The organism is Achromobacter sp. SIMBA_011, from assembly GCF_046535435.1.
Lineage (GTDB): Bacteria > Pseudomonadota > Gammaproteobacteria > Burkholderiales > Burkholderiaceae_B > Achromobacter > Achromobacter dolens.
In genome coordinates this window covers 61,505-76,369 of the sequence record NZ_JAWRWN010000013.1, presented here as the reverse complement: position 1 = coordinate 76,369, position 14,865 = coordinate 61,505, and the positions used below count along the sequence as shown (strand labels likewise).

The window sequence follows — 14,865 nt, the reverse complement described above, 5'->3', positions numbered from 1 at the left end:
GCCGCATCGCCAACCGCGGCCGACGCAACACATGGCGGCCGCGGCCGCCCGGAGACACAGTATGCGCCTGGATGATTCCCGCGAAAGCGACAACGTGGAAGACCGCCGCGCCAGCGGTCCGCGCATCGGCGGCCGAGGCACCATCGGCATCGGCACTATCGTGCTGGCCCTGGTCGCCATGTATTTCGGCGTCGATCCCAGCGTGGTGCTGCAGATGGCCGAGGGACCGGCCACGCAGCAACAGCAGGCCCCCGCCAGCCGCCCGCCCGCCAACGACCCGCAGGCACGCTTCGTGTCCAAGGTGCTGGGCGAGACCGAGGACACCTGGAGCGCCATTTTCCAGAAAGACCTGAACCGCCAGTACGTGCCGCCCAAGCTGGTGCTGTTCCGCGGCGCCACGCCCACGGCCTGTGGCACCGGCCAGGCGGCGATGGGGCCGTTCTACTGCCCCGGCGACAGCAAGGTCTACATCGACCTGGCGTTCTTCGACGAGCTGCAGAACCGCTTCAAGGCGCCCGGCGATTTCGCCCAGGCCTACGTCATCGCGCACGAGGTCGGCCATCACGTGCAGCACCTGCTGGGCATCTCCGACCAGGTCGACAACCTGCGCCGGCGCAACCCGTCGCAGGCCAACGCGCTGTCGGTGCGCATGGAACTGCAGGCCGACTGCTTCGCCGGCCTGTGGGCGCAGCGCGCCAACGCCGCCCGCAACATCCTCGAAAGCGGCGACGTCGAGGAAGCGCTGGCCGCCGCCACCGCCATCGGCGACGACCGGCTGCAGAAGCAGAGCCAGGGCTACGTGGTGCCCGACGCCTTCACCCATGGCTCGTCGGCGCAGCGCGTGCGGTGGTTCAAGCGCGGCCTGGACAGCGGCGATCTCAAGCAATGCGATACGTTCGCCGCCAGCTCGCTGTAGGGCGCTGGCCGCGATGCGGCGGACGCTGGATATCCATACAGCCAAAAGCCGACACGGTCTTCATCTTGTAAGATTACGCCCCCGCGCACTCCCGCTGCGCGGGCCAGAGCTCCCCAGCGAGGGGGCTTTTCCCGTTGGCCGGCCCGACGGGAAAAGCGTGCTCACGCCCCTCGCGCCCAGCCGCGGCGACGAGGGCGGCACGGCGCATTTCCAGTTACTAGATCCGTTCCATGGCCAACAAGTTCGAACCGTTAATCACCGTTGATGAGGTGCAAGAGATCCTTGCGGAGCCCAAGGAAACGGTCAAGCAGATCACCTGGACCCCGAAACCGGCCGCCGCCAGCATCCAATGGATGGAGTTCGCCAGCCCCTGCCGAGTCAAGGGCGAGGCGCGCGACGACGTGATCTTCCGCGCCATCTACCGCGGCGCCCGCACCGTGGTGCACGGCCAGGCCACCATCTTCCTGGCGGAGGCCTTCTGCGCCAGCCTGTTCGTCGGCCCGCACCGCGTGTTCGGCGTGGATACCGACGACTCGTTCCACACCAGCCTGGTGGGCGAAGGCCGGCCGCAGTACCGCAAGCCGCTGGCGGACCGCAGCCATGAACACATCTGGGTGGACGAAGGCGAAGGCTATGCCGAGCCCGTCGTGCCCGCCCTGCACACGATCGCCGAGCTGATGCAGTATTTCCTGCCGAGGGCCAACCTCACCCTGACCGGCGGTTTCGCGCATCCCCTCAAGGGCCGTCAAATCGAACTGATCCTATGAGCAATTTCCTGGAAGCCTCCGGCTGGACCGTCCTGCCGGCGGGCGAGCACGCCATCCGCGCCATCTCGCCGATGACGCTGGGCCTGGACGGCCAGCACGCCGCGTTCTTCATTGCATACCCGGACGACGCCACGTTCTATCTCACCGACGCCTGTGAGACGTCGATGCATGCCTCCAGCTACGGCATCGAGCTGGCGCCCAAGCGCATCGACATCCTCAACGAGACGCCTGGCGTGAGCCTGGCGCACTTCGACAAGTCGGGCGCCATCGTCGCCACGGGCCCCAACGAGCAGTTGCAGGAAGCCCTGTGGGACGCGGTCAAGCTGGCCATGGCGCTGTCGTTCCAGTGCGCCAAATGGATGCCGCGCTTCAGCCAGTTGCGTTTTCGCGCCCAGGTGGGCCGGGCGCTGGCGGCCGGCGTCGGCCCCAACCGCATGGTCAAGGGCGCGCGCGCCAAGGGCAGCAGCGGCCACACCGCCGACTTCGCCTTCGCGGTGCGCGCGGCCGGCAGCACCGCGCTGACCTATATCGAGCCGATCGCGCTCAAGGCGGGCAAGAAAATGGACTGGACCCAGGTCTACCAGACCCACGGCAAGATGTCGGACGTGAAAATGGCCGATGCGCGCAACTCGCGCATGGTGATCCTGGAAGACGGCGCATCGGCCGAGGAACTCAAGAAGGCCGTGGCCATTCTGGAACAGTCGGCCAGCGTGCTGACGCTGGCCAAGACGCGCGACTGGAAGGCCGTGTTCGCGGCCGAATGAATCCTGGCGCCGCCAGGCGTCAGGACGGCACGTGGGTCAGGCCGTCGACGATTTCGCGCCCGTGCAGGATGGCGGCATGCACCGCCTCGCGCGGGCTGTAGACGAAGCCGCCTTCGGCAAAGCGCGGCACGGGGTATTCGTCGCCGCCTTCCTGCACGGCGCCCGCCTGGACCACCATGATCGAGGCGATGAAAACGGGGCCGCTGGGCAGCGTCTGAACTTCTTCGCCCGCGCCCCGGGACACCTTGGCCGTCAGCCGGTATCCCTTGTAGATCAAGTTGTTCTGATGCACTTCGGATGCCCTCTTTCTGCGATCCAGCATACCCCGGCTGTTCATGACAGTTCGGATAAGTTTTGTAACTCCGGCATCCGATAGAAACATTGTTGCAATGCGCGAATTGCGTCCCCGTTTCCGCCGGACGCGCCACGCCGGTCGGACAATCAGGCGGTACGCGGGTGACAGCCGGATGACCCGGTCGTCGGGCCGTCACCACGCTGATCCGTCCCGGGGATTTCCCCTATGACTGTTGCGAAAGCGCACTTTCAGGCAAGTGCATGCCGGTCGCCCGCAGGTAGTCGGATCGGGTCCAGCCCCGTCCCAGCAGGAACATCCGGGTATGCAGGTCGCCCAGCACCGTGGGCGTCACCGAGGCGCCCAGGTAGGTCAGGCGCTTGCGCCGCAGGTCGACGTAGCCCAGCTCGTAGTCGCGGGCCAGCGCCAGCCACAGGCGGTGGGCGCCGGTCGACTGGCGCGCGCCGCTCATGATGCACAGGCCGGCATCCAGCCCCCAGCGATAGACCGCCGTGGCCAGCCCCATGCCCTGGTAGGGCGCGGCGTATTTCGAGTGCGGCGCGCGCACGTAGGGATCGGCGCGCCGCCCCACCTCGATCAGCCGGTTGAACACCGTGTAGCCCGCCAGCCGCCCGCGCCGCGCGTCCACCACATACACGTAATACTCGCCATCGGCTTCGCGGTAGCGAAGCACCATGCCAGGGATGTCGGTTTGAACCTCCGGCAATCCATACAAGCGGTCCGAGGGACGATTCATGCGGTCGTGGATGGCATCGAGCTCCGTCTCCACTTCATGCGGAGCATGGTTGACGTCGATGCGCAGTTCCGTCGCGATTGGCAGAATGCGGCGGAAAGCGTGCAGGGCCAGCGTAGGCAAGGCCACCTCCTGTACAGGGCAAATGCCCGATGAAAAAAGCGGTGGGTGCGCCGCCCCGGCCTGCCGGCCAAGGGGCGACGCGCGATGTCGATGGGGGTGTGCGAAAACCGCCGCGGCCTCTCGCCCGCGGCAAGGCGATGTCATGACGGGCCAGGGCCTGTCCGCGCTACAAGGCGCCTCGCACCGGCCCTAGGCCGCGGCGTGGCCGCCGGCGCGGCGCCAGTCCGCGCTATCGCCGGACGCCTCGTCGGGCATGCCGAAAAACGCGGGAAACTGGCGCGCGCCCTTGCGCGTGACCGACAGCGCGCGCGAATCCAGGTCCTTGTCGATCCAGCCGCGCGCGAGCAATGCTTCCAGCAGCGCGGCGCCGAGCGCGCCGCCCAGGTGCGAGCGGCGCTCGCTCCAGTCCAGGCAGGGACAGGCGAAGCGGCGGCGGCGCTGGCGCGCCTGCGCCGCGTCCACGCCGACCTGCGCCAGCGAGGCCTCGCCCAGCGGCGTCAGCGCGTAATCGCGGCCATCGGCCGCCAGCCACTGGCGCGCCAGCATCGCGTCATGGATGCGCACGGCCAGCGTGCCGGCCATATGGTCGTAGCAGGTGCGCGCCTCGCGCAACGCCGAGGGCGTGTTGGGCTTGAACGGCGCGCGCTCGGCGCCCGCCACCAACAGCAGCGCCTCCAGCGCGCGCGCCACTTCGGCATTGGCCAGCCGGTAATAACGATGCTTGCCCTGCGCCGCCTGCTCCACCAGCCCCTGCTCGCGCAGGCGCTGGAAATGACTGCTGGCGGTGGAGGCGCCGATCTCGGCGGCCGCCGCCAGCTCGGTGGCGGTGCGGGCCCGGCCATCGAGCAGCACGCACAGCATGCGCGCCCGCGCCGGATCGGCGATCGCGCCTGCGACGGCCGACAGGTTGATATCGGCGAACTCGGATTCCATGATTCGGTCCTGGCCAAAGTGTTGTCTACAGGGCCAAGCATACTGCGAGTCATCCCAACAAGACAGCCGGCGCCCTCGCCGCCACCCGCCATGCGCACCCCACAGCCTTTGTTTTTCGGTCGGAAAGTCCTTTATGCCACCTTCGTGCTGGCCGTCTTCGGCTGGGGCGTCGGCTTCTACGGCCCGCCGGTGTTCCTGCACGCGGTGGTACAGCGCACCGGCTGGAGCGTGGCGCTGGTGTCGGCCGCCGTCACGCTGCACTTCCTGTGCGGCACGCTGGTCGTGGCCAACCTGCCGCGCCTGTACCGGCGCTGGGGCGTGCCCGCCGTGACCCTGGCGGGGGCCATCGCGCTGGCGCTGGGCGTGTCGGGCTGGGCCCGCGCGACCGCGCCGTGGCAGTTGTACGCGGCCGCGCTGTTCTCCGGCATGGGCTGGGTCACGCTCGGCGCGGCGGCGGTCAACGCGCTGATCTCGCCATGGTTCGTCAAGCGCCGGCCGGCCGCGCTGGGCATGGCCTACAACGGCGCCAGCGTCGGCGGCGTGGTGTTCTCGCCGCTGTGGGTGTTCCTGATCGCGGGCCATGGCTTCGCGCAGGCGGCCTGGTGGGTCGGCCTGGCGATGGTGCTGGTGATCGCGGTGCTGGCGCGCAAGGTGTTCGCCGTCACGCCGCAACAACTCGGCCAGCATCCCGACGGCGTGCCGCCGGACGCGCCGGCGCAGGCTGCCGCCGCCGCGCTGGCGCGCGTGCCGCGGCTATGGCGCGACCGCGCCTTCCTGTCGCTGGGCGCGGGCATGGCGCTGGGCCTGTTCGCGCAGATCGGCCTGATCGCGCACCTGCTGTCGTTGCTGGCGCCGCTGCTGGGTGCGCAGACCGCCGGCATCGCGATGGGACTGGCCACCGCCAGCGCCATCGCCGGCCGCAGCCTGGTGGGCTGGCTGATGCCAGACTCGGCCGACCGCCGCCTGGTCGCCTGCCTGTCCTATGGCGCGCAGATCGCCGGCTCGCTGGTGCTGATGCTGGCGATGGAGCATACCTGGGCGGTGTGGGCGGGCGTGCTGCTGTTCGGGGCCGGCATCGGCAATGCCACCTCGCTGCCGCCGCTGATCGCGCAGACCGAATTCGCGCGCGAGGACGCTGCGCGCGTGGTGCCGCTGATCGTGGCCATGTCGCAGGGCGCCTATGCCTTCGCGCCCGCCGTGTTCGGCCTGCTGCGCACGCTGGCCGGCCAGGGGCCGCACCCGCTGTTCTGGTTCCTGGCGGCGGCGGCGGCGCTGCAGGCCGCGGCCATCGCCTGCCTGGTATGGGGCCGCGGCGCCGCGATTCAACGCCCGCCGGTCACGCCAGCCCGCCGCGGCGGGCCACCAGACCCGCCATCACCGCATCGCCCTGCTCATTGGCCAGGCCCGCCGCCACGCCCTGGCGATCGGCCACGGTGCGGTTCTGGCTGACTTTCCATTTGCCTTCGATGCGCGTGATCGCGATTTCGACGCCGACGATGGCGCGCATCTGCGCCGCGATGAAATCCTCTGGCGCGTCCTCGACGCGCCACGGCTGCGCCCGCGCCTTTTCCTGCGCATCGGTCAGGGCGCCGATCTGCGCGCGCACCCAGGCCGGATCGTCATGGATGCGCGCCTGGCCCCAAACATGCACGGCGACGAAGTTCCAGGTCGGCACGACTTTGTGCGTCTCCGCCTTGGTGGCGTACCAGGACGGCGTGATGTAGGCCTGCGCGCCATGGAACACCACCAGGCATTCGCCGCCGGCGGCCAGTTCCTGCCATTGCGGATTGGCGCGCGCCATGTGCAGCCGCAGCACCCCTTGCGGCCCTTCCGGATAGAGCAGACAGGGAATGTGATTGGCCATCAGCCCGCCCTCCCCGCTGGTCATCAGCACCCCCAGGGGGTGCGCGCGGATGAAATCGTGCTGGACCTCGATGGAATCTTCACGGAAGGCGGACGGCAGGTACATGGCGGAAGGGGCAGCGGAAAGGAAAAACACACCATAGCGCCGCGCTGGCTCCATTGCGAGAGCCATATAACCCTTAATTCATGGAGCCACAATGCGCGTGGCCCCCCGGCAACAGCGCCGCTGGCAGCGGATCACATCAACGGATCACATCAACAGCTTCCCGCGCCGCCGCGCCCACCCACGGGATCACGCCAGCGCTTTGACCAGCAGCACCGTGGTGAAGCCGCTGTCCCACTCCTCGTCGGGATAAGTGTCGACCTCGGCATAGCCATGCTTGGCGTAGAACGCGCGGCTCTGCATATTGAAAGTGTCGGTCTCCAGCCGCGCGTCGCCGAAGCCGGCGGCGCGCATGCCGTCCTCGGCCAGCGCCAGCAGCGCCGCGCCGACCCCGCGCCGCTGCAGCGCCGGATGCACGTGCAGGGCCCAGATGAAGTTCTTTTCCCAATCCACCATGCCCGCCACGCGGCCGTCGGCCTCGCAAACGTGGAACCGCGCGCCGCGCTCGGCGACGTATCGCGGGATCTTGCCGCTGTCCAGGAAGTACTGGTACTTCTGCGGCGTCATCTGCGGCCGCCAGGTGCCCGCGTAGGTTTGCGTCAATATGTCCTCGAGCGCCGCCACATCGTCGGGGCGCGCTTGCCGGATTGTCAGGAGAGTCTGGGATTGCGTCATGCGCGGCAGTGTAGCAACCCGCGCGCACGCTATCGTCGGACGCGTTCGTAGGCCTGGTTCATGCGCTCGCGCGCGGCGGTTTCATGGGCGTAGGCGCGGTCGTAGGTGGCCAGGCAGGCCGGCGTCGGATCGGGCCATTTGATCGCGGCGACGGCCGCGGTCAATTCGTCGCGCGCGCGCTGCCATTCCTTGACGGCGGCGTACCATTCCTTGGTCGTGTCCATAGTTCCCTCCCTATGTGCACGGCCCCATCGTAGTCCCGCCCGGGGCGGCGGCGACTACTGCTTTCAGCGACGCAAATGGATGAGTCCGAGCCGGCGCCGGATGGCGACTTCCCGCCGCGTGCGGCGCGCTCCCGGCCCGCCGCGCCAGCGCGCCGCGCCGCGCAGCGCGGCCAAGGTAAAATGTTCGGATGCAATCGGGACAGGCCTCGCGGCAGGCGCCGCGGCGGTCCCTTGCAAGGATGCCGCCGACGCGGCCTCCCGCCAGCGCCGCCATGACGCCGCGGCCCGCACGGGCCATTCACGCAATGCGCTCATGCGGTGAAATCCAGACACCAAGCCTCCAGAAATGAACGCTGCGACGCCGCGGCGGTCGTACGGTAGCCGGCCCGCCGCGCCACCGCCCGCCGCACCGCGCCCGCGTCGCCGCCCCAACCGCTTCCTCATATCACGATGTGATGAATATTGACGTCAACCCTCACTTACTCACGGCCACGGCAAATGCTACTGTTCCGCCTGTGCAAGGAGTACAAGCAATGGATCAGAAAACGAAACCCTGGGCCTTTCCCAAACCCCATCCGGAAAACACCCCGCGGGGCGAACGAAACAAACAGGAGTTCGACACGCCGCCGGTGAGCGAAACGCCCGCGGCCAAGCCGCGCGGCAAGAAAAGCGCCACCACGGCCGCCGCCGCCAAATCATGACGCGTCATTGACGGCCGTCCGCCCATGCGCCCGCCCGCCGCCGCGCCGCGCCCCGCCGCCTTCACGCGCCCGATCCGTGGCCCGCGAAGCCTGAAGCCGCCTCGCGCGCAAGCGCGGCGGCTGCGAGAATCGTGAACGCATTCATGAATCCGGCGCTGCAAGGCGCCGGCCGGATCACCGGCGTGTTCTTCCACCCGGCCGGCGACATCGTCGCCGTGGCCTCGGCCTTTCCCCTGCTGATCAACCCGCCCGCGCGCGCCGCCTATGGCGGCGCCACGCTGCGCTATCGCGTCGGCCTCTATCGCCGCGGCGACCCCGCGCCGTTCGCGGCCTGCGACGCGTCGCGCCTGCCCGTCAACGACATCGCCTTCCATCCGGACCAACCCGTCATCGCCATCGGTGCGGGCAGCTACGACGGCGGCTATATGTTCGAAGGCGATCTGATCGCCTGGAACTGGGACAGCGGCGCCTGCCATCGCCCCTTCCTCAACGTGCCGGAAGTGGTGCGGTGCCGCTACCTGGAGGACGGCCGCATCCAGGCCTGGGTCCGCCCCTGGGACGAATCGTGGGACGAACAGGACGACGATGCGCCCGCGGCGTTCGAAACGCTGCTGTGCGTCGAGACCGCCGCCGGCGTGGCCACGCCTGAACTCGACCCCGCCACCGCCACCCTCGACCGCGCCACGCCGCCTGATGCCGACGACGCCGCCCGGCGCCTGGCCGACTGGCTGGGCCTGCCCGACCTGGGCCTGCGCGGCGCCATCTGGGATCTCGCCTGGCTCGACGCCGACACGCTCGCCGCGGTCCACGACAACTGCCTGCTCGACCGCTACCGCGTGGACGGCGCGCTGCTCGCGCGCCACGACGGCGGCGGCCGCGGCGCCGAGATCCTGCCCACCACGCCGCTCGTCGTGCACGCGATCGCCCCGCCCGATCCCGCCGCCCGCTTCCGCCGCGACTCGCGGTTGTACGCGCTGCGCGATGGCGAGCTGACGACGGTGCGCGACGAAGATGGCCAGTACACTTTCTGCGCCAGCGCCGACGGCCGCCTGCTGGGCCGCCGCGACCGCGTCGACGCGCGCCGCCGCGCCGCGGGCGACGTCCTGCTCGATGCCACCCTGGCCGAAGCACGGCGCCTCGATCTCGGCCACTACGACTGCTTCAACCACTACATCGGCATCAACGGCGCACCCGATCTGTTCGCGCTGCAGGGCACGCCGCCCAATTCGCACGAAGGCAAGCACCTGTGCCGGGTCCACGCCGATGGCCGCATCGAGCGCCTCTGGCCATTGCTCAAGCCGGATGGCACGCCCGCCAGCCACGCCATGGAATGCCGCGGCGCCTACATCGACGACGCGCTCGGCGCGGGCGTGGTGATCGCCGGCAAACACTACTCGCCCACGGTCGGCAACAAATATCGCGGCTTCATCTACCGCAAATCGCTGGCGCGCGGCCAGGAACGCTGGCGCCATGCCACCCCGGCCTCGGCCAGCGCCATCGTGGTGGCCGACGGCCTGGTGCTGGCGGCCTTCCTCGACGGCACCCTGATGCTGATCGACGCCGCAAGCGGCGACCTGCTGCTGGCCTCCCGGGTCCGCATCGGCGGCATCGCCACCGTGCTCTATGCGCTTGCCGCGCACGGCGGCAGGCTGGCCGTCGGCACCCTCGACGGCCGCATTGCGCTGGTCGACCTGGCCACCCTGCGCACCCTGCGCGCGACCCGCGGGGGCATCGATCTGGCATGATGGGGCCATCGCTGGCGCCGCCGCCCGCTTCCCCTGAACCGATCATCCACGCCCATGCACTACACCCAGGACCCCGCCACCCCGCCCGCCCCCACCGTCAGCTTCGACGACTTCATGAAGGTCGACATCCGCGTCGGCACCATCATCGCCGCCGATCCCTTCCCCGAGGCGCGCAAGCCGGCGTACAAGCTGACCATCGATTTCGGCGCCGGCGTCGGCGTCAAGAAAAGCTCGGCGCAGATCACCGGCCGCTACACGCTGGAGCAACTGCCGGGCAAGCGCGTGCTCGGCATCGTCAATTTTCCGCCGCGCCAGGTTGGCCCGGTGCGCTCCGAGGTGCTGGTGCTGGGCCTGGCCGATGCCGCCGACCGGACCGTACTGGTGACGCCCGAGCTGGACGTGCCCAACGGCGCCCGGCTGACCTGAACCTGGAAATTCCGTTCGCAAGCGCCTGCGTCGACACGCTGGGCGCTTCGGGCCACGGGTAAGACGAATGCCCGCCACGCACAGGGCGGGCGCGCCGATCTCCAGAAAATAGCGGACGGAATGACCCCGTTCACGCCTTGGGATCGGGCTATCCTCACACGCTTGTTGCGACGCATACGCATGACCCGCCCCTGTCCGGCCGGTTCCGCGCGCCGCGACGCCCGCCCGCGCGACGGGCCGGGCACGACGCGAACAGGATGCACGACCCATGGCCTTGAAACACTACCGCGACCTCGACGTCCACGAAGCCGCGAAGGCCCGCATCCGGCTGGTGTTCCAGCACTTCGAGCAGGTCTGCGTCGCCTTCTCCGGCGGCAAGGACAGCTCCGTCACCCTGCACCTGGCGCTCGAGGTCGCGCGCGAAATGGGCCGCGGCCCGGTGCACGCGGTCTTCATCGACCTCGAAGGGCAATACCAGGCCACCATCGCCCACGTCGCGCACATGTTCGACCGCGCCGACGTCCGCCCCTGGTGGATCTGCTTGCCCATCAACCTGCGCAACGCGTCGAGCCTGCGCGAACCCTACTGGTGCACCTGGGAGCCCGGCCGCGAGGCCGACTGGATCCGGCCGCTGCCGCGGCATCCGTCCGTCATCAGCGATCCCGGCTATTTTCCGTTCTACCGCCACCGCATGGAATTCGAGGAATTCGTGCCCGAATTCAACCAATGGCTGGCGCGCGACAAGACCACCGCGTTCCTGGTCGGCATCCGCTCCGACGAGTCGCTCAACCGCTATCTCGCCATCAAGCGTCGCACCAAGAAATGCGCCTGGACGCCGCCCGGCGCGCACAAGCCGCTGCCCTGGAGCACGCGCGACAAGCAGCGCGACAACGCCGTCACCTTCTTCCCGATCTACGACTGGAAGTTCGAAGACCTGTGGCGCTACACCGGCGAAAACGGCCACGCCTACAACCGCCTCTATGACCAGATGCTGCGCGCCGGCGTGCCGTATTCGCAGATGCGCATCTGCCAACCTTACGGCGACGACCAGCGCAAGGGGCTGGACCTGTTCCACAAGCTCGAGCCCGAGACCTGGTTTCGCGCCGTCAAGCGCGTGCAGGGCGCCAACTACGCGGCGCGCTATTGCCGCCAACGCTTCCTCGGCTATCGCGGCGGGCTGGGCCTGCCGCCCACTTTCGATACCTGGCGCCAGTACAGCCAGTTCCTGCTCGACAGCATGCCGGTCGCGCTGCGCCAGGTGTACGCCCGGCGCATCGACGTCTTCATCGCCTGGTGGGAACAACGCGGCCATCCGCTGGCGATGTGGCCCGACGCCGGCATCCCCGACCTCGAAAATCGCAAGGCGCAGCCCTCCTGGCGCCGCATCGGTCTGTCGCTGCTCAAGCAGGACATGGCGCGATCGCTGTCGTTCGGCCCGGCGCGCTGCGACATCGACAGCCTGCTTCCCGTGCCTGCGCGCGCCGCACCATGACGCATCCCCTGAAACACTACGATTTCCTGCTGCTGCGCTCGTACGACGACGAACGCGCCTTCTTCGCGCAGATGGGCCGCTTCTTCGCCAGCGCCACCGTGCGCCGCGACTGCGGCGGTTATCCCTTGAACGACAGTCCGCGGCACCGCTGGTTCATCGTCAGGCGGAAAAGCCATGCCCGCGTGCTCGGCTTCGTCAGCATCGAACTGCTGAGCGACACGGTGCGCATCCGCGACGGCTACATCCGCCCCGAAGCGCGCCAGTTGGGCCTGTTCCGGGCGCTGCGCCAGCGCGTGCTCGACTACATCGACGGTCTGGACCAGCCCTGCACCCTGCGCGTGCCATGGCTCAGCGCCGAGCTGCTGCAACCCTACGGCTTCCAGCCCCACACCAGCCGGGGCAACTGGATCACCTTGAAAAGGAATGCCCATGCCACTTCTCGACAGCCTGGAGAGCCGGGCCAGGATGCTGTTCAACGAACTGGACAGCCTGCCGATCCGCCAACGGATCGAAGCCATCAACCGGATCCGCCTGTGCCTGCATGAGCACAGTCCCTTCGCCGCCGAGCCGGTCGATTGCGTGCAATGGGTCCCCGGCGAGCGGATCGAGGCCAACGACTACAACCCCAACAGCGTCGCGCCGCCCGAAATGCGGTTGCTGGAGCTGTCGATCGCCGCCGACGGCTACACCCAGCCCATCGTCGCGCACCAGGCGGGCCCCGCCCGCTACGTCGTGGTGGACGGCTTTCACCGCCAGCGCGTGGGCAAGAAGAAGGGTCCCATCCGCCAGCGCCTGCAGGGCTACCTGCCTATCGTGGTCATCCGCCACGGCCGCGCCGGCGCCGCCGACCGCATCGCCGCCACCATCCGCCACAACCGCGCGCGCGGCGTGCACGGCGTGATGCCCATGACCGATATCGTCGTGCGCCTGCTCAAGGCCGGCTGGAGCGACGCCGACATTGCCCGTCAGCTCGGCATGGACGAAGATGAGGTCCTGCGCTTCAAGCAGGTGTCGGGCCTGCCGGAACTGTTTCTCGATCACCGCTATTCGCGCTCCTGGGACTGAGCCCAGCCGCGAGGGCCAGCGGCACGCTCAGGCGGCAGCGCAGGCCCGCGCCCGGCGTCGACTCCAACGCCAGCGCGCCGCCGTGGCGCCGCGCGATGGCGGCCACGATCGACAGTCCCAGGCCCGCGCCCTCGCCCTGGCGCCCGCCGCGCCAGAACGGCTCGACCGCCCGCGCGCATTGCGCCGGGGTGAGCCCCGGCCCGCGGTCGCGCACCGTCACCACCAGATCGGACGCCGCGATCGAGACGTGGACCTGGACATCGGCGTGCGCCGGTGAGTACTTGAGCGCGTTGTCCACCAGGTTGCGCACCGCGCAATCGAGCAGCGCATCCGGCAACGCCGCCCAGGGCCGGCTGGCGGGCAGATGCCAGCGCACCCGCGCCGGCTTGCGGCTGGCCACCCGCGCCAGCACCGCCAGCGCATCGCAGGCCGCGTCGGCATCATCGCCGTCGGCGCGCGCCAGCATCAGCAATTGCTCGATCAGGCGTTCGAGGCGCGCGGTGCCCTGCAGCGCATGCGCGACCGCCTGGCGGCTGGCCGCATCGCCAGCCATCGCCGGCAGGCGTTCCAGCACCTGCAGGTGCGCCTTGATGGCCGTGACCGGCGAGCGCATCTCGTGCGCCGCGTGGTCCGAGAAATGCCGTTCGCGCAGCAGCATGTCCTCCATGCGCTGCGACAGGTGTGTCAGCGTCTGCGTGAAAGGCATGAGTTCGCGCGGCACCTTGTCGCCGGGCAGGTCGTGCGCCGGCCACGGCGCTTCGCACGCCAGCCGGCGGCGCAGCCCTTCGACCAGCGCCAGGCCGCGGCCGACGCCGAACCACAGCAGCGCAAAACCCACCAGCAGGCCGGCCACGCCGGGCAGCAGCGCGGTCCAGGCCATCTCTCGGCGCAGCTCGGCCCGGATGTCCGTGCGGCAGGCCGTGGCGACGCGCATGCCCTCGGCCTCGACGGCATAGGTGCGCCAGGTGGCGCCCGCCCGGCTGAACGAGCCGAACCCCAGCGGCGCCGCCTGCAGCGCCAGCGAGGCGCGCGCCCGCGCCACCGTGAACGCCGGGGTCGCGCCAGCGCCGAAGGCGCCGACCTCGCACGCGATGCCGCCGCGCGCCGGCGCGCCGCTGGCGGCGGCCATGTCCGGCAGGCCGACCGCCGCGTCGCGCGGCCATTGCGTCACCAGCCGCGTCACCATCGCCGCCGACGCCGCCAGCCGGGAGTCCAGCGCCGCGTCCAGTTGGGCGCTGGCGTGCTCGAACATCCACAGCGTGACGGCGCCGCCGACCACCAGCCAGACGACGCCGAGCAACATCGACAGGCGCGTGCGCAGACTCACGGCGCCGGCATCCCCAGCCGGTAGCCCCAGCCGCGCACGGTCTCGATCAGATCGGCGCCGAGCTTGCGGCGCAGCTTGTGGATGTGGACGTTGACGGCATTGCTCTCGACCCGGTCATCGAAGCCGTACAGGCTGTCGCGCAACTGATCCATGGTGAGGATCTGCCCGGGATGCTGCAACAGCGTACTGAGCAGCGTCAGCTCGCGCCGCTGCAACGCGATGCGCTTGCCGTCCAGCAGCACTTCGCCGCGCGACACGAACAGCGTCAGGCGGCCGTGCTCGATGCGATCGGTGGTGTGCCCGGCGGTCCGCCGCATCAGCGCCTGCAGGCGCGCGCCCAGTTCGTCCAGGTCGAACGGCTTGAGGACGTAGTCGTCGGCGCCGGCGCGCAGCGCGTCGACCCGCTGCGGCACCGCCGAGCGGGCCGTCAGCACCAGCACCGGCAGGTTCAGGCGGCGCGCGCGCCATCGCGCCAGCAGCCCCATGCCGTCGCCATCGGGCAGCCCGAGATCCAGCACGCAGGCGCCGAAATGCGACGTCTGCACCGCCAGGTCGGCCTGCCGCAGGTTGCCGACCACATCCACCACGAACCCTTGCAACCCCAGGCCCGCCTGGATGGCCAGCGCGATGGAGGCGTCATCCTCGACCAACAAAATCCGCATGGCAGAAACCTCGTCCCGGCACGTTATACTTAT

The 14,865-nt window shown here is 69.6% G+C and carries 18 protein-coding genes; 10 read left to right on the top strand and 8 right to left on the bottom strand.

The features are described from left to right. The first annotated feature begins 61 nt into the window (after positions 1–61). From SB816_RS28740 to SB816_RS28730, 3 genes are all read left to right on the top strand, one after another. Positions 62–916 (top strand): neutral zinc metallopeptidase, encoded by an 855-nt coding sequence (locus tag SB816_RS28740; protein WP_054486621.1) that lies wholly within the window; start codon positions 62–64, stop codon positions 914–916. Positions 917–1,146: 230 nt separating this feature from the next. Further along, positions 1,147–1,683 carry a hypothetical protein gene (locus tag SB816_RS28735; RefSeq protein WP_064524197.1) on the top strand — a complete coding sequence of 179 codons (537 nt, stop codon included), beginning with the start codon at positions 1,147–1,149 and terminating at the stop codon, positions 1,681–1,683. Further along, entirely contained in the window at positions 1,680–2,447 is a 768-nt protein-coding gene (locus SB816_RS28730) for a hypothetical protein (RefSeq protein WP_054486619.1), read from the top strand. Before SB816_RS28735 ends, SB816_RS28730 begins: the two co-directional genes overlap by 4 nt. A gap of 19 nt (positions 2,448–2,466) precedes the next feature. Here the strand turns inward: SB816_RS28730 and SB816_RS28725 are convergent, their stop codons facing one another. The 3 genes from SB816_RS28725 to SB816_RS28715 all read right to left on the bottom strand — a co-directional run bounded on the left by SB816_RS28725 (position 2,467) and on the right by SB816_RS28715 (position 4,549). Further along, positions 2,467–2,739, bottom strand: a complete 273-nt coding sequence (locus SB816_RS28725) for a hypothetical protein (RefSeq protein WP_081273436.1) — start codon at positions 2,737–2,739, stop codon at positions 2,467–2,469. Positions 2,740–2,965: 226 nt separating this feature from the next. Beyond that, positions 2,966–3,616: an N-acetyltransferase gene (locus SB816_RS28720; protein ID WP_336235612.1), complete on the bottom strand. Its 651-nt coding sequence runs from the start codon at positions 3,614–3,616 to the stop codon at positions 2,966–2,968. Between the two features lie 189 nt (positions 3,617–3,805). Beyond that, positions 3,806–4,549, bottom strand: a complete 744-nt coding sequence (locus SB816_RS28715) for an ArsR/SmtB family transcription factor (RefSeq protein ID WP_410547909.1) — start codon at positions 4,547–4,549, stop codon at positions 3,806–3,808. 90 nt (positions 4,550–4,639) lie between these two features. Here SB816_RS28715 and SB816_RS28710 point away from each other — a divergent pair, with 90 nt between their 5' ends. Then, complete coding sequence (locus SB816_RS28710) at positions 4,640–5,998, top strand: MFS transporter (RefSeq protein ID WP_410547908.1); 1,359 nt, start codon at positions 4,640–4,642, stop codon at positions 5,996–5,998. On the opposite strand, the gene SB816_RS28705 is transcribed toward SB816_RS28710, so the two are convergent. The 3 genes from SB816_RS28705 to SB816_RS28695 all read right to left on the bottom strand — a co-directional run bounded on the left by SB816_RS28705 (position 5,886) and on the right by SB816_RS28695 (position 7,414). Beyond that, positions 5,886–6,518 carry an FMN-binding negative transcriptional regulator gene (locus SB816_RS28705; RefSeq protein WP_410547923.1) on the bottom strand — a complete coding sequence of 211 codons (633 nt, stop codon included), beginning with the start codon at positions 6,516–6,518 and terminating at the stop codon, positions 5,886–5,888. The two genes, SB816_RS28710 and SB816_RS28705, sit on opposite strands and share 113 nt — an antisense overlap. A gap of 186 nt (positions 6,519–6,704) precedes the next feature. Beyond that, complete coding sequence (locus SB816_RS28700) at positions 6,705–7,190, bottom strand: GNAT family N-acetyltransferase (RefSeq protein ID WP_116792004.1); 486 nt, start codon at positions 7,188–7,190, stop codon at positions 6,705–6,707. Positions 7,191–7,219: 29 nt separating this feature from the next. Beyond that, entirely contained in the window at positions 7,220–7,414 is a 195-nt protein-coding gene (locus SB816_RS28695) for a hypothetical protein (protein ID WP_054503136.1), read from the bottom strand. Between the two features lie 455 nt (positions 7,415–7,869). On the opposite strand from SB816_RS28695, the gene SB816_RS28690 reads away from it, so the two are divergent. From SB816_RS28690 to SB816_RS28665, 6 genes are all read left to right on the top strand, one after another. Then, a complete protein-coding gene (locus SB816_RS28690) occupies positions 7,870–8,115 on the top strand; it encodes a hypothetical protein (protein WP_139122249.1) in 246 nt (81 codons plus the stop codon). Between the two features lie 131 nt (positions 8,116–8,246). Then, positions 8,247–9,860 carry a PQQ-binding-like beta-propeller repeat protein gene (locus SB816_RS28685; protein ID WP_410547907.1) on the top strand — a complete coding sequence of 538 codons (1,614 nt, stop codon included), beginning with the start codon at positions 8,247–8,249 and terminating at the stop codon, positions 9,858–9,860. A gap of 54 nt (positions 9,861–9,914) precedes the next feature. Next, on the top strand, positions 9,915–10,286 hold the full coding sequence (locus SB816_RS28680) for a tRNA-binding protein (protein WP_410547906.1): 372 nt from the start codon (positions 9,915–9,917) through the stop codon (positions 10,284–10,286). A gap of 268 nt (positions 10,287–10,554) precedes the next feature. Further along, positions 10,555–11,778: a phosphoadenosine phosphosulfate reductase gene (locus SB816_RS28675; protein WP_054503138.1), complete on the top strand. Its 1,224-nt coding sequence runs from the start codon at positions 10,555–10,557 to the stop codon at positions 11,776–11,778. Then, positions 11,775–12,323, top strand: coding sequence for an N-acetyltransferase (locus SB816_RS28670; protein ID WP_410547905.1), 549 nt, complete (start codon positions 11,775–11,777; stop codon positions 12,321–12,323). Before SB816_RS28675 ends, SB816_RS28670 begins: the two co-directional genes overlap by 4 nt. Beyond that, entirely contained in the window at positions 12,244–12,843 is a 600-nt protein-coding gene (locus SB816_RS28665) for an IbrB-like domain-containing protein (RefSeq protein WP_231132986.1), read from the top strand. Before SB816_RS28670 ends, SB816_RS28665 begins: the two co-directional genes overlap by 80 nt. On the opposite strand, the gene SB816_RS28660 is transcribed toward SB816_RS28665, so the two are convergent. Then, positions 12,779–14,170, bottom strand: coding sequence for a sensor histidine kinase (locus tag SB816_RS28660; RefSeq protein WP_054503140.1), 1,392 nt, complete (start codon positions 14,168–14,170; stop codon positions 12,779–12,781). The genes SB816_RS28665 and SB816_RS28660 overlap by 65 nt on opposite strands. Beyond that, entirely contained in the window at positions 14,167–14,832 is a 666-nt protein-coding gene (locus SB816_RS28655; protein ID WP_054503141.1) for a response regulator, read from the bottom strand. The genes SB816_RS28660 and SB816_RS28655 overlap by 4 nt, the downstream gene beginning before the upstream one ends. Positions 14,833–14,865: the final 33 nt, after the last annotated feature.